Here is a 26,492-nt window from a genome sequence, read left to right on the forward strand (position 1 = left end):
GCCATGAAACAAAGTACCGCACTTGATATTTTAAAAACAGGACAAAACGTCTTTTTGACAGGGCAGGCAGGGGCAGGCAAAACCTATGTCCTAAACCAGTACATTCACTACCTGCGAGTGCGTGGCATCTCAGCTGCCATCACTGCCAGCACTGGCATTGCCGCCACGCACATGAATGGCATGACGATACACGCATGGTCTGGTATGGGTATCAAAGACAGCTTTACCGATGAAGATTTTAAACGCCTAAGATATCGCCAAGCCGTGACCGACCGCCTAAGAGACGCTAAGGTACTCATCATTGATGAGATTTCCATGCTCCATGCCAAACAAGTAGATTTGCTGGACGAGATTTTACGCACCATTCGTGATAATGACGCCCCTTTCGGTGGGGTGCAGGTGATTTTCTCGGGCGACTTTTTTCAGTTGCCCCCTGTTGGTAACAAGGGTGAGAGCAACAAGGAGAAGTTTGCCTTTATGGCAAAGGCATGGAAAACCGCCAATTTTCAAATCTGCTACCTATCAGAACAGCACCGCCAAGCAGGGCATGATGAGCGTGAACGGTTTGGCATGAGTCTAAATGACATCTTGAACCAAATCCGCCATCAGGACGTGGACGCCCTTGCCCAAGATATCCTACTTGGCACTCGCCATAACGACATCAGCGACAATTGTACACGTCTGTACACTCATAATGGCAATGTGGATAGCATCAACCAAGAACAGCTTGCCCTACTAGATGGCGACGCTCACACCTTTGACTGCACCACCTATGGCGATAAAGCCCTGATAGAAATGCTTGCCAAAAACGTCAAAGCCGCCCCATCTTTGACCCTAAAAATCGGGGCTCGGGTCATGTTTGTCAAAAACAACCAAAACCTTAGTGTCTCTAATGGCACGATGGGCGAAGTGGTTGATTTTATCGCCCTGCCACAAGCAAACATTGATGGCAGTGACGAGCCTACCAGCACCATCAAATATCCCATGATACGACTCGACAATGGTCGCATGGTCTATGCCGAGCCTGATGAGTGGACGATAGAAGACAACCAAGGCGAGATATTAGCCAGTTACAGCCAAATCCCCCTTGCCCTAGCATGGGCAATCACCATTCACAAAAGCCAAGGCATGACCCTAGACGCTGCCGAGATTGACTTATCTCGCACCTTTGAGATGGGGCAAGGCTATGTCGCTCTCTCTCGCCTGCGGTCACTGGACGGCTTAAAGCTCCTTGGTATGAATAAAAATAGCCTACTGTTAGATGAATGGGTGTTTCACGTCAATAACCGTCTATTAGAGATTGCCGACGAACAAGCCGAAAAGTTCTACGCCTTAGATGATGACACCCTAAGCGAGATTCACAAACAGTTCATTATCGCCTGTGATGGTATTACTGATGATACCATCATCGCTCGCCAAGAAAAACTTTTGCAAAAAGTCAAAGATGAGCAAGCCCGCAAACAGCACATCAACGCCAACCAAACCCAAGGCAAATCACCCACCCAAGTTGGCAAAACCCTAGATGAGACCCTAGCACTCATCAAAGAAGGTCTAAGCCTTGATGAGATAGCACAGAAACGTGAGCTTGCCAAATCCACCATCATCAGCCACATCACTCAGCTCATCGAGCGTGATGGCAAAGACAACTACCTGCGTTTTGCCCCCAGTGATGACGAGCTACACGCCATCAAAGCCATCTATGATAAGCTCGATGCCCAAGGCGAACTTGAAGGCGGCGTCAAGCTCAAACCCATCGTGGAGATGAGTGGTAAAGGCAATGGTTATTATAACATCGCAAGGTTGGCGTTGGCATTTTTGGACATCTCCAAAACCGATAAAGCCGATACAACAGACACGTCAGATGACAGCAAAACAACCAACAGTAGCACCAACAAGGATAAGCCATGACACTTCGCCTTGCCATCAACGGTTTTGGACGTATTGGGCGAATGCTACTGCGTGCGTATCTGTCCGACATCACAAGGTTTGACCGCCTTGACATCATCGCCATCAATGACATCGCAGACGCTCACACGCTCCTGCATTTATTAAAATTTGACAGCACGCACGGCAGACTGGGTGTGGATGCACATCTACAAGATGACCGTTTGATTTTACAAAAAAACGGGCAAGTCCTATGCCAGATATTACTACTCAACCAAAAAAGCCCCACCGACATCGCATGGGGCGAGCTTGACATTGATGTGATTCTAGAATGCACAGGGCATTTTCGCTCCTATGATGACGCCAGTTTGCACCGCTTATCAGGAGCAAAACAAGTCATCATCGGTTCTGCCCCCTTTGATACCGTGGATGCCAGCGTGGTCATGGGGGTCAATGATGAGATACTACACACCGATTTGCCCATCATCTCAGGCGTGTCCTGCACCACCCAAGCCCTAGTTCCCCTACTGCACACTTTGCAAGTCTATGGCATAGACAGCGTGATGATGACCGAGATTCATGCCGTAACCGCCGACCAAACGGTGCTAGACCAAGCTCACCGAGACCTAAGACGGGCAAGAGCGTCAGGGCAAAACATCATTCCCACCACATCAAGTAGCATTAACGCCACTGTACGGGTGTTGCCGTTTTTACAAGGCAAATTAAGCGGGCATTCTATTCGAGTGCCGACTGTGAACGTTGCCTGTATTGACATCACGGTCATCTTTGAAAAAGACCCTACCCTTGACGACATCAGAGAACTACTCAAACACACGAGCCAACACCGTCTGCACGGGATTATGGATTATACCGATGAACCGCTTGTCTCATCTGACTTTATCGGCGATACCCATTCGCTCATCATAGACGGCTCTCAGCTTATGCAGGCAGGTCGCCAATTTAAAGTTCTTGCATGGTATGATAATGAAGTCGGCTATGCCAATCGCTTGCTGGATATGTGTGTGGCGTTAAGCAAAGCAAAATAATCCCAGCATCCATGCCCAAAAACAGCCCAAAAACAGCCCAAAAACAAAGAGTTACACAACAGCCATGCAACAATGCCGATAGTGTGCTATATTATGCGTTTTTAACACTCGTATTAACATGACTGACCGTTTTATTTTACAAGAAGTACTGACTGATGACGTGCCGTTTCGGGTGCATAATGTCAAGATAGACAAATTCATCTGTGAGCAGGATTTGCCACTCATGCTATTGGCTCATTATGACCGCCTAAGCGATGAGTTAAAAGCTCAAAAGCCTTTGACCGACTTTTTTGGGCGGATGAATGACAAAGTAACCACAGCACAGGCGTGTGCGATTTTTGGGGTCAGTCCCGACAGCTTAAGCCCTGCCACCCACATCAAAATCACAGGCACGACCGTCATCGTGTGGGATGATTTCCCCCTTGCTCTGCATTTGCAATTTACCAATACCGCCAAAGACAGTCAGACCACCGATGAGCGTGACATCACCCAAGCAGTCGCTGATGAGATTGACAATATCCTACTGTCAGGCAACGTCAATGTCCTGCACAAAAACACCGCCAAGGAGCTGGTGAGCGTTGATTTGTCCGATGATGAATTTATCATCACGCCCAGCGATAGCTACACTCGCCTGCCCAACAGTCATGCCCTTGCCACCACCCAAATCCTAAATCACATCAGGCACACCACCCCCCAAGCCATGGCATACCTAAACCATGCCCTGCGTGATAAAATCATGGAGCATGCACAAGAGCGGTTTTAGGGGCTTGGGTGTTTTATCCATAACACTTTTACCAAGATAATTTGACAAAATAATCGTCCTTTGTATTTCAAGCAACCCACGCATTAAAAAACGGTTGGATAATCCCAACCGTTTTGGCTAGGGCGTGCCTACCTTTGGTGTTTGCAATGAAAAATGCCTGTTTAAAAAAGCAGGGGAATCGCACGTTTTTCAAAGAAATAAAGGTTGTGATTTTTCTATCAGACAAGTTTTTGACGCAGAAAACAATCCGACCACTTAACTGGGTAAATTTTAAGAGTTTCACTCAATTTTTAAATTTAAGTGGTTGGATAGCCATTTTTCATGCAAAAATTGATTGAAATTGTCAATTTTTCATCTTACACCTAACAAACTTAATATTTACCACAGGCTTTGTAGGGACTGGCTCCGCACATCCTTTTATAACATGCCAGTTTTTATAGGCGTGCACAGCACGCCCCTACACCCAAACTTCATTATGTTTGTGGTAATTTTAAAGTTTCTCGGGTGTAACTTAAACTGATAAATTTAGTTATAAAAATGCCCGATTTTGTAGGGCTTGGTGCAAGGTTAGGCTATCGACATAACCCAACTCCCCACCCATGGGAATGCCTTGGGCGAGACGAGTGATGTTATCCACGTGGGCTTTTAGGGTATCATGGATAAAAAAGGCGGTGGTCTGACCTTCGACCGTCGCCCCCGTGGCAAGAATCAGCTCACTGATGGCGGATTTTTTGACCAACGCCACCAGCTCATCCATGTGCAAATCATCCGCCCCGATACCGTCCAAGGGCGACAGATGACCGCCCAGTACAAAATACCGCCCACGATACGCCCCGCTTTGCTCAATCGCCACCACATCGGAAGCACGCTCCACCACGCACAGCTGACTGTCATCACGGCGAACATCGGCACAAATGGGGCAGATGTCATCATCGCTAAATGAATGGCAGATTTGACATTCTTTAATCTCATTCATGGCAATCTCCAAGGCATAGGCAAGTGCCAAGCCTTGGGGGCGTTTTTGGGACAGTAGTTCTATCGCCATGCGTTGGGCGGACTTTTGTCCGACAGACGGTAGGATTTGTAAGGCTTTGACCAGTTGGTCAAATTTGGGGGTGAGCATTAACCAAACAGCCCCTGCATGCCCTTAGGCAGACCCATGCCTGTGGTCGCCCCTGCCATGATTTCCTCCGATAGCTCATCTGCTTGGCGTACTGCATCATTGATGGCGGCCGCCACCAAATCTTCAATCATGTCAGGCTCATCACCCATTAAACTTGGGTCGATAGATAAGCGTTTGACCACATGGCGACCTGTCATGGTCACTTTTACCAGCCCATTACCTGCCTCGCCTTGGACTTCTTTTTGGGCAAGGGTTTTTTTGGCGGATTCAACGTTTTGCTCAACCTGCTTTTGCATGGCTTGGGCTTGTTGCATGAGTGCTTGAATGTTCATCATAAACTCCAAAGGATAATAATACAGTTAGCCATTATAACAAAATTTTAACTTAATGGGAAATTGTTATATAATATACCCCACTCTCAGCTTTATACAAGTGCTTGATTTATCAAGGGTGAATATGATTCGCCCCTACGACCCAAAAATAATTATGAGCAATCAATAAGTTATCATTTTAAATTGAGATTAAAGTATAATACACCCATCCATTTATCCAGCGAGACGGTCATGACAGCCCCACACCCCGATACCACGCCCGAGCACAACCACGTCATCATCATCGGTGGCGGTCATGTCGGACTGTCCTTTGCCCTGCTTTTGGCTCATCAAGGCATTTATAGCACGCTGTTGGAGACAGTCAAATACCCGACCATCGCTCCCGACCAAGACCGTGAACGCCAGTCTTATCTAGACAGTCGTAACACCGCCTTATCCAGACGTAGCGTGCAGATTTATCATGAGATTGGGCTGTGGGATGAGTTGGACAGCCACGCCTGCCGTATTGATAAGGTGCTGATTAGCGAGCTTGGTAGCTTTGGACGGGCGACACTTGACAAACAAGCGGAGAACGTTGAGAGTTTTGGCTTTGTCATGGAAAACGCATGGCTAGGGCGGGTACTGCTCCAAGCAGTCAAAGCAAGCCCCTATATACGCCTGCATGATAACACCCAAGTGACCGCCATTAGCCAAGATGACGACATGGCTCATGTTACTGCCATTAGCCAAGATGACGGCACGAGCAACGGTGCTATTCAGCTATCTGCCCCACTGGTCGTGGCGTGCGATGGTCAGCACTCGCCTGCTCGCCACATGCTCGGCGTGGGAGCGGACTGTCATGATTATGGGCAAGTGGGTATCGTTGGCGTGGTTGAGACAGACACGCCACATGAACATGTCGCCATTGAAAAATTCAGCCCTGCCGGACCGTTGGCGGTGCTACCCCTACCCGACAGCACAGATGGCAAATATCGCCGTTCGGTCGTCTTTATCTGCCCCAAAGGCGATGAACACGCCTACTTGCATGATGACGCTCACTTTTTGGCGACACTGCAACAAGTGTTTGGTACGGATGCAGGGCAGTTTATACAAGCAGGCAGACGTGGGGCATACCCTTTGACCAAGGTACTGGCTCATCGGCAGGTCATCGGTCGCTGCGTTCTCATGGGTAATGCCGCTCACACGCTACATCCTGTGGCAGGTCAAGGCTTTAACCTGTGCTTGCGAGATGCCTACGCTCTTGCCAAACTACTGGGCAAGAACTTACAAAACGCCCAAAGCGGTAAATTTGGCATGACCACCCCCGACTTTGGCAATCAAGCCCGCCTACTAGGCTATGAACAATCCCGCCAAACCGACCAAAAGCGAGTGATTAAATTCTGCGACACTGTTGTTGGCAGTTTTACCAGTGCCAACCCTGTCATGAAAGTCGCTCGTAATGTCGGGCTGATCGCCTTTGACAAAATCCCCTTTGTCAAACCGATGGTTGCTACCTATGCAATGGGGCTAAAATCTTGACGGTTTGGCATGCCTGCTTTTGTACAATAATACATTTAAATTGACAACCCCATTCTCAACTTTATAACAAGCAGGGCGTGTTAAACCTTTATAACACTATTTACAATTTAGATATACAGCTAGGGCGTGTTGAACATTGATAACATTTTTATAAAATAAGATGAAAAATTGACAATTTCAATCAATTTTTGCATGAAAAATGGCTATCCGACCACTTAATTTAAAAAATTAAGTGAAAATCTTAAAATTTACCTGATTAAGTGGTCGGATTGTTTTTCATAATAAAAACTTGTCTGATACACCCAGCCAACTTGATATTTACCACGGGTTTGTAGGGGCGTGCTGAGTACACCCTTTGATGACAGTACCGTGTAAGGCGTGCACAGCACGCCCCTATATCCAAACATCATTGCGTTTGTAGCAATTTTAAAGTTTATTGAGTGTAGAACGACTATCAACCTGCGTTTTTTCCTTAAAAAACGTGCGATTTTTCTCATTTTTCATTGTAAATAAATATTCAACACGCCCTAATAAAATTCAAATTTGTTAGCTGTAAAAATCAAAATGTCCATTTGGCACTTTTGTTTTAATCAATGCGTTTGCCTGTTTTGTCGATATAAAATATTTCACCATTTAATTCAACAATGGCTTTATCCATTACAAAATCCCAAACATGGTTGTATTGAATGGGAATAACAGCTTTGCCTGCTTTATCTACAAAACCATATTTACCATTTTGTTTTACTTTTGCCAAACCATCCAAAAACTTCTCGGCATAATCATATTGGATAGGGATGATAACTTTCCCTGTTTTATCAACAAAGCCGTTTTTGTCATTTTGTTCTACTCCTGCCAAGCCATCTGAAAATCTCTCAGCATAATCATATTGAAAGGAAATCGCCACTTTACCTGTTTTTTCTATAAAACCCCATTTACCATCCTGCTCAACGCCTGCCAATCCTTCCGAAAAATTTCTAATATCATTGTATTGAATGGGAATAACCACCTTGCCTGTTTTGTCAATATAACCCCATTTGCCATTTTGTTTTACCCCTGCCAAGCCTTCTGAAAAAGCTCTGACATCATCATAGTAAAAAGGGATAATTATCTTGCCTGTTTTATCAATAAAACCCCATTTGTTATTTTGATTTACGCCTGCTAGACCTTATAAAAAGTTAAAAGCAAAGTCATATTGAATAGGAATAATCATTTTGCCTGTTTTATCAATATATCCCCATTTGCCATTTTGACTTACCCCCACCAAACCTTCTTTAAAATCCAAAACATCATCATATTGGATAGGAATAATCTGCTTGCCATTTTTATGGGCAAATCCCCACTTATTATTTTTTGCCACTTTTGCCAAATCATCCACCAAGCAACTCACAGTATCATACTCTGACATCTCTGGCATTTCACACCCCAAAGCGGATAGGGGCAAAAGGGACAAAGCGAGCATTAAAGGTTTTATAAGTGTTTTCATCATTTTATCCTTTTAGTCAATGCGTTTGCCTGTTTTGTCTATATAAAAGTTTTCGCCGTCTAATGATACTTTGGCTTTACCATTTTCAAACCCCCAAGAAGCGTAGTCGTATTGAAAAGGCATGGCTGTTTTACCTGTTTTATCAATAAAGCCATATTTATTATCTAATTTTACAACAGCCAAACCATCAATAAAAAGACCAGCAATCTGATATTTAAAGGGGATAATCACTTCGCCTGTTTTATCAATAAATCCCCATTTGTCGTTTTGTTTAACACTCGCCAAGCCCTCTTCAAAACCCCAAGTCAAATCATACTGAACAGGAATGACTATCTTGCCTTTTTTATCAACAAAACCGTATTTGTTGTTTTTCTGTACAATCGCCAAATCATCTATTAAACAATCAACCAAATCATATCCCGTTACCTGTGGTTTTTCACACGCCAAAGCGGATAGGGGTAAAAGGGATAGGGCAAAAATAAGGGGTTTGATATTCACGATAATCTCCCAAAAAGTGTGGGGTTATCATAATCAATTTAGGCGATATTGACAAGCGTGTTTTATTTTTCCTATTAAGAAAAGATACATCAACCAAACCGCTATTTATTTACCACTTTTAAAGATTTATAATGGGATGAATTTTAAAAACATCAGGTATTTTTATGATTATCCCTAGACTGTCGCACGAGCGTGGTTTTGCCGAGCATGGCTGGCTAACAAGTCGCCATAGCTTTTCGTTCGCCGACTATTATGACCCTAATTTTATGGGCTTTTCTGCCCTGCGTGTCATCAACGAAGACTGGATAGCCCCGAGCATGGGCTTTGGTATGCACCCACACAAGGACATGGAGATTTTGACCTATGTGCTATCAGGGGTAGTCGCTCACAAGGACAGCATGGGCAACAGCGAGACCGTGCCAGCAGGCGAGTTTCAGCTCATGTCGGCAGGGACGGGCGTGCGTCATTCGGAGTTTAACCCGAGCGACACGGACGAGCTACATCTGTACCAAATCTGGATAATGCCCAACCGCATGGGCATAACCCCACGCTATGAACAGGCAAAGTTTGATGACCATATGGGCGGTACGCTAATCCTGTCGCCCACAGGGGAGAGTGGGTCGTTTGTGGTGTATCAAGACATGAAACTGTGGCGGTATCAGTTGGACGGCGAGCAAGTCGTGAGCCTTGATAAAGGCAGAGCTTACTGGCTACAAGTCGCCAAAGGGTCTATCACGATAAATGGCGAGCGGTATCAAGCAGGCGATGCGGTGGCGATGATTGATGAAAACCAAGCCATCGCCCAAAGTGATGAATTTACAGAATTTTTGTTGTTTGATTTGCCGATGTCGTAGATTTGGCATGGCGTTTTTACTCTTTTTACTTACTTTAAAACAGACAAGTTTGACTTGTCTGTTTTTTTGTTGGGGGTTTTGTTGGGGGTTTTGTTTGAGAGTTTGATTGATGTATTTAAAATGAATGATATTTAACCATTTATCAACAGTTTTCGCCTTGACAAAAATGATTTTTAATCACAAAATTACCCAAAATTGTTGCATGTCCATTTGGGGTGTGTTCGTCATTTTTGGCATCATCAATATTTTTATCAATGCCCTTATTTGCTTGCTTGTCATTTATTCTTATATTTTAATAAAACAAGCGATTATTATTACACTGGTGAACCTATGATTACCGAGTCTTTGGTTGATGTCTCACGGCTACAATTTGCCGTTACTGCTTTATTTCATTTTTTATTCATCCCCTTAACACTTGGCATGACATGGCTATTGGTCATCATGGAGTCGGTGTATGTCATCACAGCCAAACAGATTTGGAAGGACATGACTCGCTTTTGGGGTAAGCTCTTTGGCATTAACTTTGCTTTGGGTGTTACCACAGGGATTACCATGGAGTTTCAGTTTGGTACGAACTGGGCGTATTATTCGCATTATGTTGGCGATGTGTTTGGAGCTCCGCTTGCCATTGAAGGTTTGATGGCTTTTTTCTTAGAATCAACAATGGTTGGGCTATTTTTCTTTGGTTGGGAGCGTATGAGCCGTGTACAGCATCTCATCACAACCATACTCATGGCACTGGGGACAAACCTGTCTGCTTTGTGGATTTTGATTGCCAATGGTTGGATGCAAAACCCTGTGGGGGCAGAATTTAACTACCAAACCATGCGAATGGAGATGACCAGTTTTACCCAAATCCTATTAAACCCTGATGCCCAAAATAAATTTGTCCATACCGTCTCAGCAGGCTATGTGGTTGGAGCAATGTTTGTACTGTCGGTGTCGGCTTGGTATCTGCTAAAAGGACGAGATGTCGCCTTTGCCAAACGCAGTTTTCATGTAGCGGCTGCTTTTGGTTTTGCATCCATTTGTAGCACCATTGTGTTGGGCGATGAATCTGGTTACTCCATCGGACTGGCTCAGCAGACCAAACTTGCCACAATGGAGGCCATGTGGGAGACCGAACCTGCCCCTGCCAGTTTTAATATCGTGGCACTCATCAATGAAAAAGAAGAAAAAAACGATTTTGCCGTACATGTCCCCTACGCCATGGGCATCATTGGCACACGCTCACTTGACAAAAAGATACTGGGCATTAGTGATATTAAAGAGATTAACAAAGAACGCATCGTCAGCGGTATTTTTGCGGTCAGTGCCTTAGATGAAATGCGTGAGAGCATGGCAGTAGGTCAGACGGTCAGTTCTGAGACACTGGCACAATTTGAACACCACAAAAACGATTTGGGTTTTGGCTTATTGCTCAAAAAATACACCCATGACGTTACCCAAACAACCCCAGAGATGCTCGCTGGTGCTACAAATGACACCATTCCTAGGGTAACACCCATGTTTTGGACGTTTCGTATTATGGTCGGTTTGGGCTTTTTGATGCTGGTGCTGTTTGCCTTATCGCTATTTTTTACCATTAAGGGTAATTTTATGGAGAAAAAATGGCTATTAAAATTTGCTGTCATCATGCTCCCTGCCCCTTGGATAGCTGCCGAAGCAGGTTGGTTCGTTGCCGAATATGGTCGTCAGCCGTGGACGGTGTATGGGGTATTGCCGACACATTTGTCGGTGTCGAACATCGCCATTAGCAATGTGATATGGTCGCTGATTGGCTTTGTGGTGTTTTATACCATTTTGTTTATCATTGAGATTTATCTGATGCAAAAATACGTCCGTCTGGACCCTGCCAGTCTCGGCACAGGGCGGTATTTTGGCGAAAAAAGCGACAAAAACATCATCAACCCCAATGAATTTAAAGGAGTATAACCATGTTATTTGATTATGAAACCCTAAAATTCATCTGGTGGCTACTTATCGGTATCCTGCTCATCGGCTTTGCAATCATGGACGGTCATGACATGGGCGTGTGTAGTCTATTGCCCTTTGTCGGCAAAACCGACAAGGAACGGCGTGTGGTCATCAACACCATTGGGGCTCACTGGGAAGGCAATCAGGTGTGGTTCATCAGTGCAGGAGGAGCGATTTTTGCTGCCTTGCCCCTGCTGTACGCCACGGCATTTAGCGGGTTTTATTGGGCGTTAATGGCGGCACTGTGGGCGTTATTTTTTCGCCCTGTGGGGTTTAAATACCGTAGCATGGTCAAAGATGAGCGCTGGCGGATGGCATGGGACTGGGGACTGTTTATCGGCTCGTTCGTGCCTGCCTTGATTTTTGGGGTGGCGTTTGGCAACTTGTTTTTGGGCGTGCCATTTAGTTTTGACAATCAGCTTGTCTCTACTTATACTGGCTCGTTTTGGGGTTTGCTGTCGCCCTTTGTCCTGCTCTGCGGTCTGGTGAGTGCCTTTATGATGATAACCCAAGGCGGGGTATATTTGGCTCATCGCACAGTCGATGACATTCAAGCTCGCACCAAAAAATTAACCACTATCTCCGCCGTCATCATGTCGGTGCTATTTGTACTGGCAGGCTTTTGGGTGGCAAACCTTGACGGCTATGTCATCACCAGTTCGGTGGACAAAAACGCCTTGATTGACCCTACAAGTAAGACCGTTATCACCGAACAGGGGGCGTGGCTTGCCAATTTTAAGGCTCATGGGGCATTGTGGGCGTTTCCTGCCTTGGGCGTTGTCATGCCTATCGTGGCAGTGCTTGTCATGCGGGCAGGACGTACCTTGACTGCCTTTGTGCTGTCTAGCGTGGGCGTGCTTGGGGTGATTATGACCGCAGGCGTGGCTTTGTTCCCTTTTTATATGCCGTCATCGTCCGACCCCCGTTCGAGCCTGACCGTGTGGGATAGCACGTCCAGCCAGTTTACACTCATGGTCATGGTCTATGTGGTGGTGTTTATCCTGCCCGTGGTGGTCGGCTACACGAGCTGGGCGTACGCTATCATGCGGGGCAAGGTTACCAAGGCTTACATCAAAGAAAACGAACATACACTATATTAGGAGATAACTCATGTGGTATTTTGCATGGATATTGGGGTTAGGCTTTGCCGTACTGCTAGCGATTATCAGTGCCGTGTGGGTAGAGTTTGAAGACAGCCGAGAAGAAGCGTTCTATGGTAAGGATAAGGAGCGGGATGGGTAAGGTTAATTCATGCTTTTTATCAATTCAAATCGGATAGGAGACTGTCCGATTTTTTATTTTTATCCGCAAAAGTCATCATCAATAAAACCGATTTGGTAAATAAAAATTATCAATTACCGCTTGACGCACCCCCCGACGATATATAATACCCATTTGTCTAATTCATGGATGGGTAACTGTCATGTTAAAAAATATTTTTGCCAAAATTCTTTTGGTGTCTTATTTATTCTTGTTTGGTGGTATTGGCTTGGTGGGCATGCACTTTTTTAGCAATCACAATGCCAGTACAGGCGGTGGCATACCCGCAGAGTCCGCCCTAAGTGTGGTTGAGGGTAAAGTGGTTGAAGGTCGTGATGTTACCTTAGAGACCAAACGTCGCCGTGGACCAAACAGCGCCGAGCAGTTTTATGAGCTGGACGTACAGCCAACATCAGGACAGATGGTCAAGCTACGACTAGACCATGATTTGGAGCAGTCTCGCATTGAGAGCGTCCTAGAAGAACAAATCACCGCCAAATATGATGCCACTGATGAGAACATCACTTATGACATCGTCATGAATGGTACAGGGGTCATCACCTACCAAGAGATGGCAACCAAAGCCCAAATCAAAGCGGACAAACAAGCTGAGTTTTTTGGCGATGATGCGATGTTGCAGGCAGGGATTTCATGGATTATCATGGGCATGATTGGCTTACTTGGTCGTCATCTGCTTACCCGTAGTCGCAAACCTGCCAAGACCCCAACTCAGGATAATGCCTAATTTTATTTAAATTTCGTTTAACCCAAAGGAGATAACTCTCATGAAAAAAGCAATCCTACCACTGAGCTTGGTTGCTCTATTGACTGCCTGTGGCGGTGACAAAACAGAAACCGCCCCGCCAGCACCAACCACAGCCGAAACACCAGCAACGCCAACAACACAACCTGCCCCAACCGAGCCTGCCGTTGATGTCGCCACAGCAGAAGAGACTCCTGCCACAACCGTTCATCCCTTGACAGATGCAGCAAAACTACAAAAAGTTCAAGATGAACTGCTGGCACTGCCCCAATTTGCAGGCAAGGAGTTAAAATTCTTCCAAGGCGTTAATTTTACTGACATCCAAATCAGCATTGACATCCAAGACCCCGACAAGCCTGAGAATATTGATAACTACATCTACAAATGGTCAGACGGCAAATGGAGCGAACCCACTCCTGTTCAACTCTCTGGCGGTGGCGATTTAGAACCAAACCTAACACCAATGCACGACTTGCGTTTTGCTGACGTAGCGGACAAATTCATCAAGCTATACAACGAAACAGTGGAAAAAGACGACTTGACCCCTATTGAAGAAGTGCCAAGCGTGGTGAGTTATGTGTTGTTCGTGCCAAACCAAGACCGTTTCTGGCAGGCATCACTAGATACTGACCGTGCCAAAATGTTGCTACGCATGAACACAGACGGTACTTTTAGAGAAATACTAAAATAAAACTAACAAAACAACCTAAATTAAAATCGGACGGGAGACTGTCCGATTTTTTACCGTTCAATTTTTATAACACCAAAAACCCTGCCAGCCGACAGGGTTTTTATCATTATGCCACCATTTTTTGCGGTTCTTTTTGGCGGATAAAGGCATACAGCACGCCAGTTACCACGCTGCCAACCGTGATAGCCACCAGATACATGAGCGGTTGTGAGACGAACGGTATCACAAACAGTCCGCCATGCGGTGCTTGTAGCCCGATACCAAGCCCCATAGAAATCGCCCCTGCCAACGCCCCACCGACCACAGACGCGATAATCACACGAGCAGGGTCAGCCGCCACAAAGGGCAACGCCCCTTCTGAGATAAAGCACAGACCCAGCACAAAGGACGCTTTGCCAGCGTTACGCTGATTGTCATTAAACTTATTTTTGGCAATCCACGTCGCTATCGCCATGCCAATGGGCGGCACCATACCCCCTGCCATTGCCGCCGCAATCGGTGTAAACACTCCTGAGGCAATCATACCCACCGAGAATGTATAGGCCGCCTTATTCACAGGACCACCCATGTCGGTACACATCATCGCTCCCAAAATCAGCCCCAAGATAATGGCATTGGTGTCATTCATGGTTTTTAGCCACTCGGTTAGGGTGGTCATGAGTGCCGCCACAGGCGGATTAATGGCATAGACCATAAGCAGACCAACAATGAGCGAACCCAATAACGGCAATATCAAAATCGGCTTTAAGGACGTCAAACTGGCAGGTAGTTTGACGACATCATTTAAAAACTTGACCGTATAACCTGCCAAAAAGCCAGCAATAATACCACCCAAAATCCCCGCCCCTGCGGTATTGGCAAGCATACCACCAATCAAACCCACCGCCAAACCGGGGCGGTCAGCGATAGAGTACGCCACATAGCCGGCAAACACCGCAATCATCAAGGCGAATGCACCGCCCCCACCGATGTCCATGAGTGCTTTTGGTAAGCCAAAGGCAATGCTCTCATCTTTGAAGGCTTCCACGCCAAACATAAAGGACATGGCAATGAGCAAACCACCTGCCACCACCAATGGTAACATATGCGACACGCCTGTCATTAGGTGCTTATACAGCCCTTTTTTCTCATCGCTCTCGCCTGCCGTGCTTGCACTTTGGGTGCCACCATAAACGCTTGCATGCTCAAAGGCTTTGGCAAATTCTTGCTCGGTTTTTTTGAGTGCCAGTCCTGTGGACGTGCGGTACATTTTTTTGCCACTAAATTTGGACAAATCCACGTCAATATCCGCCGCCACAAACACCAAATCCGCCTGTGCCACTTCGTCTGCCGTAATAGCGTTACCCACGCCAACCTGCCCACGGGTCTCTACCTTGATGTTCCAGCCCTGTGCTTTGGCATAGTTCTCAATAGCTTCTGCCGACATAAAGGTGTGGGCCACCCCTGTCGGGCAAGCGGTTACCGCCACGATGTTACGCACCGATGAAGTTGCCGATTTTAAAACCGCTTGGTCGGTTTGGTTAGGCGTAAGCAGTGTTTTTAAATAATCCACATCGCCAAATTTGGCTGAGTCAAGCTCGTGCTGATTTAGATAAATGACCTGCTCGGTACTAGCTCGCTCATCATCAGTGATGACCACGCTCACACCATGAGCGGTGTTTTTGTCTGTAATAAATTGTGCATCAATGCCATTTTTTTGCAAACTGGCAACCAACTGCTTGGCAATGAGCAAGCCATAAGCAGAATCATCCACCACGCTAATGGCATAAGTTTTGTTCGTCATAGGGTTTGCCTATTTTTCTTTTTAAATTTTAAAATTCAATTAAGTCTAAACTTAGATTAAGCCAATTTTTCCACAGACACCTGTCCGATTAAGTCTTTTAGCACGTCCTGCTCTGGCACTTTAAAGCCAATGATAGAGACCGCATGAGCTGATAATGCGGTGGCACGCACCAACGCTGTCTGTGGCTCGTCATTGACTAATAACCCAAAAATCATGCCTGCCACAAAGGTATCGCCTGCTCCGACCGTGCTTTTGATTTTCATGGTTGGCGGAACGGCACGGTACAGCTCACGAGTGTTGCCCTGTCGTCTTAGCCAATGCACGCCCTGCTCGCCCATAGACACAAAAATATGCTCAATATCACTGTGAATCTCATCAAAAAGTGCCACCTGCTCATCTAGGCTCTCAACAGGCACGCCAAAGACTTCGGTCAGCTCATCGGTGTTGGGCTTGATGAGCCATAGCGGATATCGCATGGCGATTTTTAGGGTTTCGCCGCTGACATCAACCGCCACTTTATCATGAATGTCGGTCAAAACCGTGAGCAAATGGTCAAAATCCGACAAACCAAAACCAGTCGCCAAACTGCCAGCAATCAGCACCGCATCACAGGTAGGGGCAAGCTGTGCCACCTGCTCAAAAAAGTGCAGTTTGTCGGTCTCGGTAACCACAAAGCCCTGTCCGTTGACATCTGTGGTACGCCCAATGCCATAATAATCATCAGTAAGCTTAATGTTGGTGCGAGTAATGCCTGCCACACGCACAAAGTTATCCGCCACTTGACCCAAATTTTCGCTGTGATTGAGTGCTTCACGCTCGCCAAAAAGCCGATTAAAAATGCCGTCATTATCGCCACCTAAGAACCCTGTGGCAATGGCATCCACACCTAAATCCGCCAAAATCTGAGCCCCATTTAGCCCCTTACCTGCGGCGTCCATTTGGCTAGATACGGCACGATTGACCGCTCCTAGTTTTAATTCGTCCAGACTGACGGTTAGGTCAATGGCAGGGTTTAGGGTAATGCAGAGTACTTGTGTCATCTTAGGATTCCTTAGCAGTGGTTAAGGCACGCACTTCGCCAGCACTGGTGCAGGCTAGGGCTTTTTTGGCAAGGTATTGGCAATCGGTAAAGTTAAGCTCACGCACCACCGCCTTGGTCAGGGCGATACTGCCTGTCGACATGGACAGCTCATCCACACCTAGCCCCACCAGTATCGGTATGGCTCGCTCATCGCCTGCCAGCTCGCCACACACACCCACCCATTTGCCGTGAGCGTGGGCGTTGGCAACGGTGTTTTGGATAAGTCTTAGCACGCTTGGGTGTAAACCGTCCGCATCCTTTGAGAGCGTGGCATGACCACGGTCAATGGCAAGGGCATACTGAGTCAGGTCGTTGGTGCCAATGCTAAAAAAGTCCACTTCACTGGCAAACACATCCGCCATGACCGCCGCACTTGGCACTTCTATCATCATACCCACTTGGAGCTTGTCATGGGGGTGGTCGGTCAGTACTTTATCTAGTATGGCTTTGGCATCATGCCATTCTTCTAATCTGCCTATCATGGGAAACATGATACGCAAATCACGCCCCTTGGACGCTTTAATCAAGGCGATGAGCTGATTTTCTAATAAAGCAGGTTGTCTTAGGGTTAAGCGAATGCCACGCACCCCCAAAAATGGGTTGTCTTCAAACGGCATGGGTAGATACGGCAAGGGCTTATCACCACCGACATCTAAGGTACGCACCACAAGCGGACGACCATCTAAGGCATCAAACACTTGTGTATAATCCGCCACCTGCGTGTCAATGTCAGGCACGCTCTGATGACTCATGAACACAAGCTCAGTACGCAGTAGTCCCACCGCTTCTGCCCCATTCTCTACCGCCATCTTGGTGTCGTGGACATTGCCTAGATTGACGGCAATCTCCACTTGATGACCATCTTGGGTAATGGCAGGGTTTAGGGCGGTCTCACTGGCTAGGCGTTTACGCTCCGCCCAGCTTGCTTGCTCGGCTTTGGCGACCGCCACCATCTCATCGGTTGGTGCCACCACAAACCAGCCTTGACCGCCATCTATTAGCACCTGCTCGCCATCATTAATGTCAAGCACGCCCTTGCCTGCCCCCACAATCGCAGGAATGCCCAACGCTCGGGCGACGATGGCACTGTGCGAACTGGCACCGCCCACTGCCGTGAGAATGCCTGCCACTCGTGCAGGGTCTAGGCGTGCCACATCAGACGGTAGCAGATCTTCTTTGATAAGCACATACGGCTCATCAGGCTCGGTTGCGACTACTTGACCTGTCAGCTTGGCAAGCACCTTTTGTCCCACATCTCGCAAATCCGCCGCTCGCTCGGCAAGCAGACGATTGGCAAGACTGGCTTGGGTTTTGGCAAGCTGTTCAATGTGAGCATGCCACGCCGCCGCCGCCGATAACCCATCATCAATGCCATCTTTTGCCCCGTGCGTCACTTCTTCATCATCAAGCAGAGCCACATGAGCGGTAAAAATCTGAGCAATGGACGCTTTTTTGGCAGTCTGAACAATGACTTTTAGCTCATCTTTGACCGCCCCAATCGCCTGTTGCAAGCTCGCCCACTCGCTCGCCTTATCGACCCCTTGGACAGGATAATCAAACCGCACTTGACGCACCACAAATGCTTCGCCATGAGCCAGTCCCGCTGACGCTGACGTGGCGTGTGTGCGTTCGCCTTTGGTGATGACGGTGTTGCCGGTCAAGTCAAGCACAGGGGCGGGTTCATGATTTTCTTTGCCACTTTTTTGGTTGCTTGCTTGGCTATGACTTATCGGTGTTACTTCTTCGCCCAGTCCGTCTTGCACCGCTTGGATAAGTTTAGGTAAATACTCGGTCGCATCGGTATTTGGCTCAGCGATGAATGTTAGGCTCTGCCCTCGTGTCGCCCCCAGTGAGAGCAGTTTGGTTAAGCTCTTGGCGGAGACGTATGCCCCATTATCCACCGCTACTTTTAGCTCGCCTGTTGCTCCTTTGGCAAGCTCGGATAAGGCAGTAGCAGGACGTGCGTGCAACCCATGAGCGTTAAGCAGTACCACACTTGCCGACTGCCAATGCACGGCACGCTCGGCACCAAGCCACTCGGCAAGCTCGCCCACGCTAAGGGCAGTCAGCTTGGCATTAAATTCATCATTTAACAAAACATCGTACACCCCTGCCAATGCCTGCTTATCGGTGTGGCGATTGTCAGCAATTACCGCCAACGCTTGCACCGTCTTATCCTGCCATGCTAGGGCTTTTTTGGCAACCACCAACGCTAGGGCAGGCTCGGCAACCAACTCATCATGCTCTAAGGTTACACAGCCCAAATGTGATGACAGTTGCACAAAGGCAGGACGAATGCCAACCACCCCTGTTATCTTGCCTTGATTTTTTAATACATTGACCGCCACGCCATACAGCTCATCGATATCGTTGGCTACTACTTCGGTTTTTAATAAATTCTCATGCACCACAAAGCTGGTTTTGCCGTGTGCCTTATCGCCATTAATGATTGTGATGATTTGCTCTGGTGTCTTAGCGTTTTTGATGTCATCTGCCACATCATCGCCAAGGGTGCGAGTCAGTTGCCTTAAAATAGACAAATGCTCATCAGATTTGGCACAAATCCCCACCAACAAATACGCTCGCTCACCATCGTCATTCCACACCACACCATCGGCAAAATGCACCAGCCGCACCCCTGTTTGTTGCACACAAGAGCGTGATTCTGGCGTGCCATGCGGAATGGCAATCCCCTGCCCCAGATAGGTGCTGGTCTGTGCTTCACGGGCTTGTAGCCCCGCAAAATAATCGGCAGTTGCCAGCCCATCTTCGCTCAATATCTTGGCAAGCAGGGATAAGGCTTCGTCTTTATTGGTAGCCTGTACATTCATACGCACGTCTGTGGCGGTGAGATTTAACATAGATTTCCTTATAAGATAAAGGATAATTTAAAATATTGTTTAATAAACTTTAAAATTTACAATACAAACAAAAATCGGCTAATTTTACCATTATTTTTTAAAAAATAATACCAAAAAGACAAGCGAAATGAGTTACTTTTGCAAATGAATTTTTAAAATATGACTGAAAACACCCCTTTAAACAGGATTATCAATATCCACAAAAACCACATCAAGCCCAAGCACGTCCGCCAAATGCTCGCCCAATGCCTTGATACCGCCCCGCTCGGTTGCGTGATGACCCGCCCCAAAATAATCCACGCCCAGCTCTCGTGCCAAATGTGTGGTACGCTCGGACGCTTCTCCTGAGATAAATGCCTGACAGCCCATGATGTGAGCTTGGGTTATCATGTCTTGGGCACCACCTGTGCATAGGGCGATTTTGGTTAGGGTGCGGTTAGGGTCATCGCTAATGTGCAGGGGTGTACGCCCCAACACTTGTTCGATTTTTTTGGCAAAATCGGCAGATGTCGTGGGCAGACAAGTGGCGATGTTACCCACAGGGTGTTTTTCATGGGGATATAACGCCCCTGTTATGGTCAAGCCAAGCTCATCGGCAAGCACTGCATTATTGCCGATGACAGGGTGAGCATCAAGGGGCAGATGATAGGCGATGAGTGAAATGTTGTGTTGGAGCAGGGTGCGAATGCGTTTGCCTTTCATGCCGACCAATGGGGCAGGCTCGCCTTTCCAAAAATAGCCATGATGTACCAATATCGCTTGGGCGTTATGCTCTATCGCCTTATCTATCAAGGCTTGGCAAGCGGTTACGCCTGTGATGACCCTGCTAATGGGCGTATCGGCATCGACTTGCAAGCCGTTGGGGCAATAGTCGTTAAACTCGCTTGCTTGTAAATATTCATCGCAAATGGCGGTCAGTTCGGTCGGGGTGATTGGGGTGTTTTTGCTCATAGTTTTGCTCATGGTGTGCCTTTGTGTTGCTCATTTAGATTTGTTCAAAGTTTTTGCTATGTTACGTTATTTATGGCATTTTGGCAATTTTAAATTAAAACCTACCCCTTTACCACCATCAGCATTCATAAATCATCAAAAATCTGTTACAATCTCGGTGTTATTTTGCCCTTTAAATGCCTTTTTACTTTTTACCTTTTTACTTTAAAACAGCCACCATGAACCACAAAGCCATTTTGACCGCCCTAGACCAAAACCTAGACAGGCTAGCACAAACCCAAGACAGTGCCGACATCAACGCCCTACATCAAGCCATCGCCGATGAGATGAATGGCGTATCCGATGAGCCGACATTGGCAGGGGTGCAGTTATCACTAAGTAGCTACCTAGAAGCGGTAAAACTGGTCATCAGCGACACCTTTGACCATGAAGTGTGGATACAAGCAGAACTGCGAGCGGTCAATACCAAGGGTGGGCATTATTATTTTGAACTTGCCGAAAAAGACGATAACGGCAATATCATCGCCAGTACTCGGGCGACGTTATGGCGATATCGGGCAAATGCGGTTGTCGGCAAATTCACCCGCGAGACAGGCAAACCGCTCTCGGCAGGACTGGCGGTGCTGATAAAAGGTTCGGCAAGTTTTCATCCGCAGTACGGGTTTAGTATTAATATAAGCGACATTGACCCCACTTACACGCTCGGGGCATTGGCTCAGGCTTATAACGCCATGCTAAAACGCCTACATGATGAAGGACTGACCGCCCTAAATAAAGCCCTACCCACCTCCTTTGACATCCGTCACGTCATCGTCATCGCCCCCGAGCAGGCGGCAGGACTGGGTGATTTTCGTGCCGAAGCGGACAGATTGGCACAGACGGGGGCGTGCCAGTTCTATTATCATCACGCCACCTTTCAGGGCAATCACGCCCCAAGCGAGATAAGGACAGCCATCACGCACGCCATCGGTGAGTTTTATGCCAGTCACGCCCATCATGCCGACCTGCTCGTCATCATCCGTGGGGGCGGAGCGGTGGGCGATTTGGCGTATCTTAATGACTATGAGCTGTCGGCATTGGTTGCCGAATCGCCCATGCCTGTGTGGGTCGGTATCGGGCATGAGCGTGATAAGGTGCTACTCGATGAAGTGGCATACACTCGCTTTGATACGCCATCTAAGGTCATCCTAGCCATCGAAAACCATCTGGTCACAATGGTCGCCCTTGCCAAAGGTGCCATGACCACCATCAACGACATCAGTCGCACTCGCCTGCACCACGCCAAAGAGCAAAGCCATCTTGCCATGAAAAGCGTCCATCACGGGGCAAGCCAAACCCTAAAACTTGCCAAAAAAGACAGAGACTTTTTATTAAGCACGCTAAGCAGTCATGCCAAATACCGCACCCACACGCTCTCATCTGCCATCAGCGACCTGCTCACCCGTCAGCACAAAACCGCTCACGAACACATCAAACACGCTCGCCAAACCACCGTCCACACTCTATCTCGGCACAAAGCACTACTGCCCCGCTTATCCGCCTTGCGTGATGAGACTCGCCACTTACAAAGCATGATTTTGGTACAACACCCTGCCCGCACCCTAACCAAAGGCTACGCACTCATCCATCAAGACGGGCATGTCATTGGCTCATCAAACACCATCAGACAAGGCGAGATTGACATCGAATTTCATGACGGGCGTATCAAGGCTGTGGTAAAATAGGCGGTTTTTGTATCGCCCATCTGCCCACCCATCCATCGCTTGGTAGTGTTCATGACTCATTTACGCCAGCTGTTTTGTCAGCTCTCGCCCACCGCCCAAGGCTATGTCTGTATCGTGCTGACCATGCTCGTGTGGGGCAGTTTTAGCTTGCTCGCTCGCCTAAATGCCAGTTGGGGCATATCAGCGTGGGACATCATCGCCGTGCGTTTTGGCGTGTCGGCAGGGCTACTTTTGCCCATACTCATCTATCGGCGAAACATGGCGTTTTTGTGGCAACCCAAAGCCGTCATCTTAGCACTGTTTGGTGGGGTCGGTTATAGCTCGCTTGTGTACAGTGCTTTTTTGCTCGCCCCTGTGGTGCATGGGGCGGTGTTTTTAAATGGCATGATACCTGTCGCCACCGCCCTGCTCATGCTCCTACTGCTCAAAAAACGCCCCGACCACGACACCAAAATCGCACTCATCCTTATCATCATCACACTCATGCTCATGACCGCTCTCATGCTCATCAAGGGCTTGTCCTTTGGCGTGGGCGATATACTGTTCGTCATCTGTGCCTGCTGTTGGGCAGGTTATGGTATCATGCTAAAAGAATGGGGATTTAGCCCATGGCAAGTCATGTGTAGCACCGCCATCTGGTCAGCGATACTCTACCTGCCCATCTATGGCGTGCTACTGTATCTGGGTGTGGGCGGTTTGGGCTTTGGTGGCGTTGCTTTGTCGCATGCCATCATCCAAGGGGCGTTTCATAGCGTCATGGTGATGATATTTGCCACGATGACGTATTCGCTGGCGGTTGAGCGACTTGGGGCGTTTTTCGCTGGCGGACTTGCCAGTCTTGCCCCGTTTATCTCAGCCTTACTTGCCGTGCCACTCTTGGGCGAACCCCTAAACAGCGTCATGGTGCTAGGGCTCATCGGCATGGGGCTTGGCACGGTACAGCCATGGCGTTATGTGGGCGCGCTAAAAAGTCGTTTGTTCAAATCATCTTGACACACCATACCACCCAAGCCATCATTGATTTTTTATCAAAGTTTTGTTAAATTAGGGTGTTTATTGTTTTGACAAAATGGCATTATACACCCAACAAACTTAATATTTACCACAGGCTTTGTAGGGACTGGCTCCGCACGTCCTTTGATAACATGCCAATTTTTATAGGCGTGCACAGCACGCCCCTACACCCAAACTTCATTGTGTTTGTGGTAATTTTAAAGTTTCTCGGGTGTACATTAATGACTTTTGATAAATGTCATTTAAATTTTTTTGTAACAACACCCACAAATTACCTTTATAAATAAGTAAAATATAGCGAGTTTTTATGTCTGCCATCAAGCTAAATAACATCACCGTCTATTGTGGTTCTAACTTTGGTGAGATTCCCGATTATTATCATCACGCCCAAATCCTAGGCGAACGCCTTGCCCATCATAACATCCGCCTTGTCTATGGTGGGGGCAATGTCGGACTCATGGGAACGCTTGCCGACAGCACGTTATCGCATGGCGGAGAAGTCATTGGCGTGATTCCCACCTTTTTAAAACAAAAAGAAGTCGCCCATCTGGGACTGACCGAACTCATCGAAACCCCCGACATGGTCACTCGCAAAACCAAGCTCATCGAACTGGCGGACGGCTTTATCGTCATGGCAGGCGGTTTGGGGACGTATGAAGAACTGTTTGAAGTGCTGTCCATCACTCAGCTTAATCTCATCCGCAAACCCATCAGCTTATTAAATGTCGCTCATTTCTTTGACCCGCTACTTAACATGCTCGCCAAGACTGCCGAGAGTGGGTTTATGCCCAAAGAGAATTTACAGCTTTTGTGCATCGCCGACAACAGCGAAGAGCTACTGCACAAAATGGCAAATTTTAAATTCATCGACGCCCCCAAATGGGTTAGACCGGCATGGCTTGATGAGATTGTTTCTTAATGTTATGCCAAACACAGGGGTGGTTGGTTGGATGGTTTTTGCAATTTGATATATAAGGGTAAAATATTTTATCCTTCTCATTTTTAACAATCATATTGGGGTTACACCCAACGAACTTGATATTTGTCATGAGTCTGTAAGAATCGGCTCCGCACATGTCCTTTAATATTGCTATTTTTATAGGCACGCACAGCACGCCCCCACATCCAAACATCATTGCGTTTGTGGTAATTTTAAAATTTCTTGGGTGCAAAAACTTTCTTATTTATCACCCATCAAAATCCCCACAAATCAAATCCGCATCAACAGGATAAAGTTTTTTATTTGCAAGGTAAGTTGGGATGTATACCGTTTGATTTAAATCATAATCGCCATTCATCATGACTTTATATAGCCCATTTTGATGATATTTAACCATCAGCTCATAGTTGGAGCCACTTTTATTTGTCATGATAAAACTTATGCCATCATCTGACAAAAGCACGTTATCAATGGAGTGTTTTTCAATAACGTTAGTACAAAAGTCTTTCCAAATGATTGTGTTATTTTTTGTATCGATAAAAGGAAAAACGGCACCGCACATACAATAAGCATCAAAAGCACCAACGTATTTGCCATCAGTTTTTTCCAAACCGTTTAATTCTTTGTTTAATAGAATTCCTGCAAAACCCCAGATTAAAGAAAACCGTTCGTGGTGAGCTTGTCGAACCATAACGGTTTTCCGCCATCCTTCGACAAGCTCAGGGCGAGCGGAAAACTAGTTTTGCAGGAAGTTTAATAAATTAGCAAGATGTCTTTGATGATGGGTCAATACCGACAAGCGATGATGATTGGCAGTTGCTTGGCACTGCTTTTGTGTTTGTGGATTTTTAGTGCAGTTTTTAAAAGTGTCTTGTTGCCACTTTTTTTGATTATCTTCTAAGGCAACTTTTAGGCTATTGGATAAATTTGCATATAATCCATCATAAGCCTTTTTAACCCCATTATCATTTGGTAAATAGTCATCATGTTGTCGCACTTGCTCATTTATACCACCACAAGCAGATAAAATAACGGCAGTAAACACAACACCTATTTTAAAAAATAATTTCATAAAACACCCCAGTCAAAACACAATCATTGCCAATTAAAATCAATTTTACTACACCCCAGTCTTGGCAACAAGCCCAACCCAGTTTATAAAGACGATTTTAAAGGACATTTATTGATGACCCAGACATCAAAAATGATTAAAAATTACTCATTTTTAATCATTGTTTTGCCCAATTTACCCCATTTTTGTAAAAAATTTACCCAAAATTGCAAAAAATACTTGCAAAATATCCGTACGCATGTACACTATGCACCTGATGATAACACAAATTTTGGCGTTACCGATTTTAACAATAACGCCGATGATTGCCACTAGGCGATTTTGAAAAAATTTGTTACAATAAACTTTTACATTTTATAAGGTGACGGCATGGGCATTCTAAAAAACACCCAAAAACCAACTTCCCAATCCACAAAAACACAGACGGCAACGAATGCCACCATTGACATCGCTCAGATTCGTGAGCTGATTGAACTCATGGAAGAGAAAGATTTGGCAAACCTAGAACTGGGCAACGATGACAGCTATGTTCATCTGACCCGTAACGTGGCGGTGCAAACCGTTGCCATGCCCCAAATGTCCGCTCCTGCCAGTACCGCACCAACCGCCCCCACGCCAAAAACTCCGAGCGGCAAGGTTGAGACATCGCCCATGGTCGGGGTATTTTACTCCGCCCCCAGCCCAAACGACCCACCCTTTGTCAAAGTCGGACAAAAAGTAGAAGCAGGCGACCAGCTTGGTATCATCGAAGCCATGAAAATCATGAACCCCCTAGAAGCCACCCAAAGCGGTATCATTGAAGAGATTTTGGTATCTAACGCTGACGTGGTGCAGTTTGGGCAACCAGTCATTCGCTACAAAGCCTAACGGGTGA

Annotated in this window: 26 protein-coding genes; 14 read left to right on the forward strand and 12 right to left on the reverse strand. The window is 46.7% G+C overall.

Annotated features, from left to right (window positions below; genetic code table 11):
- Window positions 1-3: 3 nt before the first annotated feature.
- The 3 genes from B5J94_RS01460 to B5J94_RS01470 all read left to right on the forward strand — a co-directional run bounded on the left by B5J94_RS01460 (window position 4) and on the right by B5J94_RS01470 (window position 3,693).
- Window positions 4-1,908, forward strand: a complete 1,905-nt coding sequence (locus B5J94_RS01460; RefSeq protein ID WP_079363882.1) for an AAA family ATPase — start codon at window positions 4-6, stop codon at window positions 1,906-1,908.
- A complete protein-coding gene (locus tag B5J94_RS01465; RefSeq protein ID WP_062499991.1) occupies window positions 1,905-2,930 on the forward strand; it encodes a type I glyceraldehyde-3-phosphate dehydrogenase in 1,026 nt (341 codons plus the stop codon). Before B5J94_RS01460 ends, B5J94_RS01465 begins: the two co-directional genes overlap by 4 nt.
- 118 nt (window positions 2,931-3,048) lie before the next feature.
- Window positions 3,049-3,693, forward strand: coding sequence for a hypothetical protein (locus B5J94_RS01470; protein WP_062499994.1), 645 nt, complete (start codon window positions 3,049-3,051; stop codon window positions 3,691-3,693).
- Window positions 3,694-4,222: 529 nt separating this feature from the next.
- Here B5J94_RS01470 and recR read toward each other — a convergent pair.
- On the reverse strand, window positions 4,223-4,816 hold the full coding sequence (gene recR / locus B5J94_RS01480) for a recombination mediator RecR (RefSeq protein ID WP_062501518.1): 594 nt from the start codon (window positions 4,814-4,816) through the stop codon (window positions 4,223-4,225).
- Window positions 4,816-5,148, reverse strand: coding sequence for a YbaB/EbfC family nucleoid-associated protein (locus B5J94_RS01485; RefSeq protein ID WP_029104022.1), 333 nt, complete (start codon window positions 5,146-5,148; stop codon window positions 4,816-4,818). Before B5J94_RS01485 ends, recR begins: the two co-directional genes overlap by 1 nt.
- A gap of 231 nt (window positions 5,149-5,379) precedes the next feature.
- Here B5J94_RS01485 and B5J94_RS01490 point away from each other — a divergent pair, with 231 nt between their 5' ends.
- Window positions 5,380-6,666: an FAD-dependent monooxygenase gene (locus B5J94_RS01490; protein WP_062501516.1), complete on the forward strand. Its 1,287-nt coding sequence runs from the start codon at window positions 5,380-5,382 to the stop codon at window positions 6,664-6,666.
- A gap of 248 nt (window positions 6,667-6,914) precedes the next feature.
- Here the strand turns inward: B5J94_RS01490 and B5J94_RS14010 are convergent, their stop codons facing one another.
- The 4 genes from B5J94_RS14010 to B5J94_RS01505 form a co-directional block, all read right to left on the reverse strand.
- Complete coding sequence (locus tag B5J94_RS14010; protein WP_158081026.1) at window positions 6,915-7,076, reverse strand: hypothetical protein; 162 nt, start codon at window positions 7,074-7,076, stop codon at window positions 6,915-6,917.
- 176 nt (window positions 7,077-7,252) lie between these two features.
- Window positions 7,253-7,792, reverse strand: a complete 540-nt coding sequence (locus B5J94_RS14880) for a WG repeat-containing protein (RefSeq protein WP_373280031.1) — start codon at window positions 7,790-7,792, stop codon at window positions 7,253-7,255.
- A gap of 39 nt (window positions 7,793-7,831) precedes the next feature.
- Window positions 7,832-8,149, reverse strand: a complete 318-nt coding sequence (locus B5J94_RS14885; protein WP_062500098.1) for a WG repeat-containing protein — start codon at window positions 8,147-8,149, stop codon at window positions 7,832-7,834.
- Window positions 8,150-8,161: 12 nt separating this feature from the next.
- Window positions 8,162-8,647 carry a WG repeat-containing protein gene (locus B5J94_RS01505; RefSeq protein ID WP_062500097.1) on the reverse strand — a complete coding sequence of 162 codons (486 nt, stop codon included), beginning with the start codon at window positions 8,645-8,647 and terminating at the stop codon, window positions 8,162-8,164.
- A gap of 164 nt (window positions 8,648-8,811) precedes the next feature.
- Here B5J94_RS01505 and B5J94_RS01510 point away from each other — a divergent pair, with 164 nt between their 5' ends.
- The 6 genes from B5J94_RS01510 to B5J94_RS01535 all read left to right on the forward strand — a co-directional run bounded on the left by B5J94_RS01510 (window position 8,812) and on the right by B5J94_RS01535 (window position 14,192).
- Entirely contained in the window at window positions 8,812-9,501 is a 690-nt protein-coding gene (locus tag B5J94_RS01510) for a pirin family protein (protein ID WP_062500095.1), read from the forward strand.
- A 330-nt stretch (window positions 9,502-9,831) separates the two neighbouring features.
- The gene (locus tag B5J94_RS01515) at window positions 9,832-11,436 is read left to right on the forward strand and encodes a cytochrome ubiquinol oxidase subunit I (protein ID WP_062500093.1); all 1,605 of its coding nucleotides are present in this window, start codon (window positions 9,832-9,834) and stop codon (window positions 11,434-11,436) included.
- Window positions 11,437-11,438: 2 nt separating this feature from the next.
- Window positions 11,439-12,578 (forward strand): cytochrome d ubiquinol oxidase subunit II, encoded by a 1,140-nt coding sequence (gene cydB, locus B5J94_RS01520; protein WP_062500091.1) that lies wholly within the window; start codon window positions 11,439-11,441, stop codon window positions 12,576-12,578.
- A gap of 10 nt (window positions 12,579-12,588) precedes the next feature.
- Window positions 12,589-12,720 carry a cytochrome bd-I oxidase subunit CydX gene (cydX, locus tag B5J94_RS01525; RefSeq protein ID WP_065256512.1) on the forward strand — a complete coding sequence of 44 codons (132 nt, stop codon included), beginning with the start codon at window positions 12,589-12,591 and terminating at the stop codon, window positions 12,718-12,720.
- Between the two features lie 181 nt (window positions 12,721-12,901).
- A complete protein-coding gene (locus B5J94_RS01530; protein ID WP_062500089.1) occupies window positions 12,902-13,483 on the forward strand; it encodes a hypothetical protein in 582 nt (193 codons plus the stop codon).
- Window positions 13,484-13,523: 40 nt separating this feature from the next.
- Window positions 13,524-14,192: a hypothetical protein gene (locus B5J94_RS01535; RefSeq protein ID WP_062500087.1), complete on the forward strand. Its 669-nt coding sequence runs from the start codon at window positions 13,524-13,526 to the stop codon at window positions 14,190-14,192.
- Between the two features lie 106 nt (window positions 14,193-14,298).
- Here B5J94_RS01535 and B5J94_RS01540 read toward each other — a convergent pair whose 3' ends face one another.
- The 4 genes from B5J94_RS01540 to B5J94_RS01555 all read right to left on the reverse strand — a co-directional run bounded on the left by B5J94_RS01540 (window position 14,299) and on the right by B5J94_RS01555 (window position 20,880).
- Window positions 14,299-15,975, reverse strand: a complete 1,677-nt coding sequence (locus tag B5J94_RS01540) for a fructose-specific PTS transporter subunit EIIC (RefSeq protein ID WP_211271036.1) — start codon at window positions 15,973-15,975, stop codon at window positions 14,299-14,301.
- 56 nt (window positions 15,976-16,031) lie between these two features.
- On the reverse strand, window positions 16,032-17,015 hold the full coding sequence (locus tag B5J94_RS01545) for a 1-phosphofructokinase family hexose kinase (protein ID WP_062499106.1): 984 nt from the start codon (window positions 17,013-17,015) through the stop codon (window positions 16,032-16,034).
- 1 nt (window position 17,016) lies between these two features.
- Entirely contained in the window at window positions 17,017-19,917 is a 2,901-nt protein-coding gene (ptsP, locus tag B5J94_RS01550; protein WP_062499105.1) for a phosphoenolpyruvate--protein phosphotransferase, read from the reverse strand.
- Between the two features lie 177 nt (window positions 19,918-20,094).
- The gene (locus B5J94_RS01555) at window positions 20,095-20,880 is read right to left on the reverse strand and encodes a Nif3-like dinuclear metal center hexameric protein (RefSeq protein ID WP_062499104.1); all 786 of its coding nucleotides are present in this window, start codon (window positions 20,878-20,880) and stop codon (window positions 20,095-20,097) included.
- A 206-nt stretch (window positions 20,881-21,086) separates the two neighbouring features.
- Here B5J94_RS01555 and xseA point away from each other — a divergent pair, with 206 nt between their 5' ends.
- From xseA to B5J94_RS01570, 3 genes are all read left to right on the forward strand, one after another.
- Complete coding sequence (gene xseA / locus B5J94_RS01560) at window positions 21,087-22,592, forward strand: exodeoxyribonuclease VII large subunit (RefSeq protein WP_158081027.1); 1,506 nt, start codon at window positions 21,087-21,089, stop codon at window positions 22,590-22,592.
- A gap of 51 nt (window positions 22,593-22,643) precedes the next feature.
- Complete coding sequence (locus B5J94_RS01565) at window positions 22,644-23,585, forward strand: DMT family transporter (RefSeq protein ID WP_062499102.1); 942 nt, start codon at window positions 22,644-22,646, stop codon at window positions 23,583-23,585.
- Window positions 23,586-23,913: 328 nt separating this feature from the next.
- The gene (locus B5J94_RS01570) at window positions 23,914-24,525 is read left to right on the forward strand and encodes an LOG family protein (protein WP_062499100.1); all 612 of its coding nucleotides are present in this window, start codon (window positions 23,914-23,916) and stop codon (window positions 24,523-24,525) included.
- Window positions 24,526-24,793: 268 nt separating this feature from the next.
- Here the strand turns inward: B5J94_RS01570 and B5J94_RS01575 are convergent, their stop codons facing one another.
- Together B5J94_RS01575 and B5J94_RS01580 are read right to left on the reverse strand one after the other, a co-directional pair.
- On the reverse strand, window positions 24,794-25,237 hold the full coding sequence (locus tag B5J94_RS01575) for a hypothetical protein (RefSeq protein WP_062499099.1): 444 nt from the start codon (window positions 25,235-25,237) through the stop codon (window positions 24,794-24,796).
- A 45-nt stretch (window positions 25,238-25,282) separates the two neighbouring features.
- The gene (locus B5J94_RS01580) at window positions 25,283-25,618 is read right to left on the reverse strand and encodes a hypothetical protein (RefSeq protein WP_062499098.1); all 336 of its coding nucleotides are present in this window, start codon (window positions 25,616-25,618) and stop codon (window positions 25,283-25,285) included.
- Between the two features lie 441 nt (window positions 25,619-26,059).
- On the opposite strand from B5J94_RS01580, the gene accB reads away from it, so the two are divergent.
- A complete protein-coding gene (accB, locus tag B5J94_RS01590) occupies window positions 26,060-26,485 on the forward strand; it encodes an acetyl-CoA carboxylase biotin carboxyl carrier protein (RefSeq protein ID WP_062499101.1) in 426 nt (141 codons plus the stop codon).
- Window positions 26,486-26,492 lie beyond the last annotated feature (7 nt).

This window comes from Moraxella lacunata (genome assembly GCF_002027545.1).
In the GTDB taxonomy this organism is placed as follows: Bacteria; Pseudomonadota; Gammaproteobacteria; order Pseudomonadales; family Moraxellaceae; genus Moraxella; species Moraxella lacunata.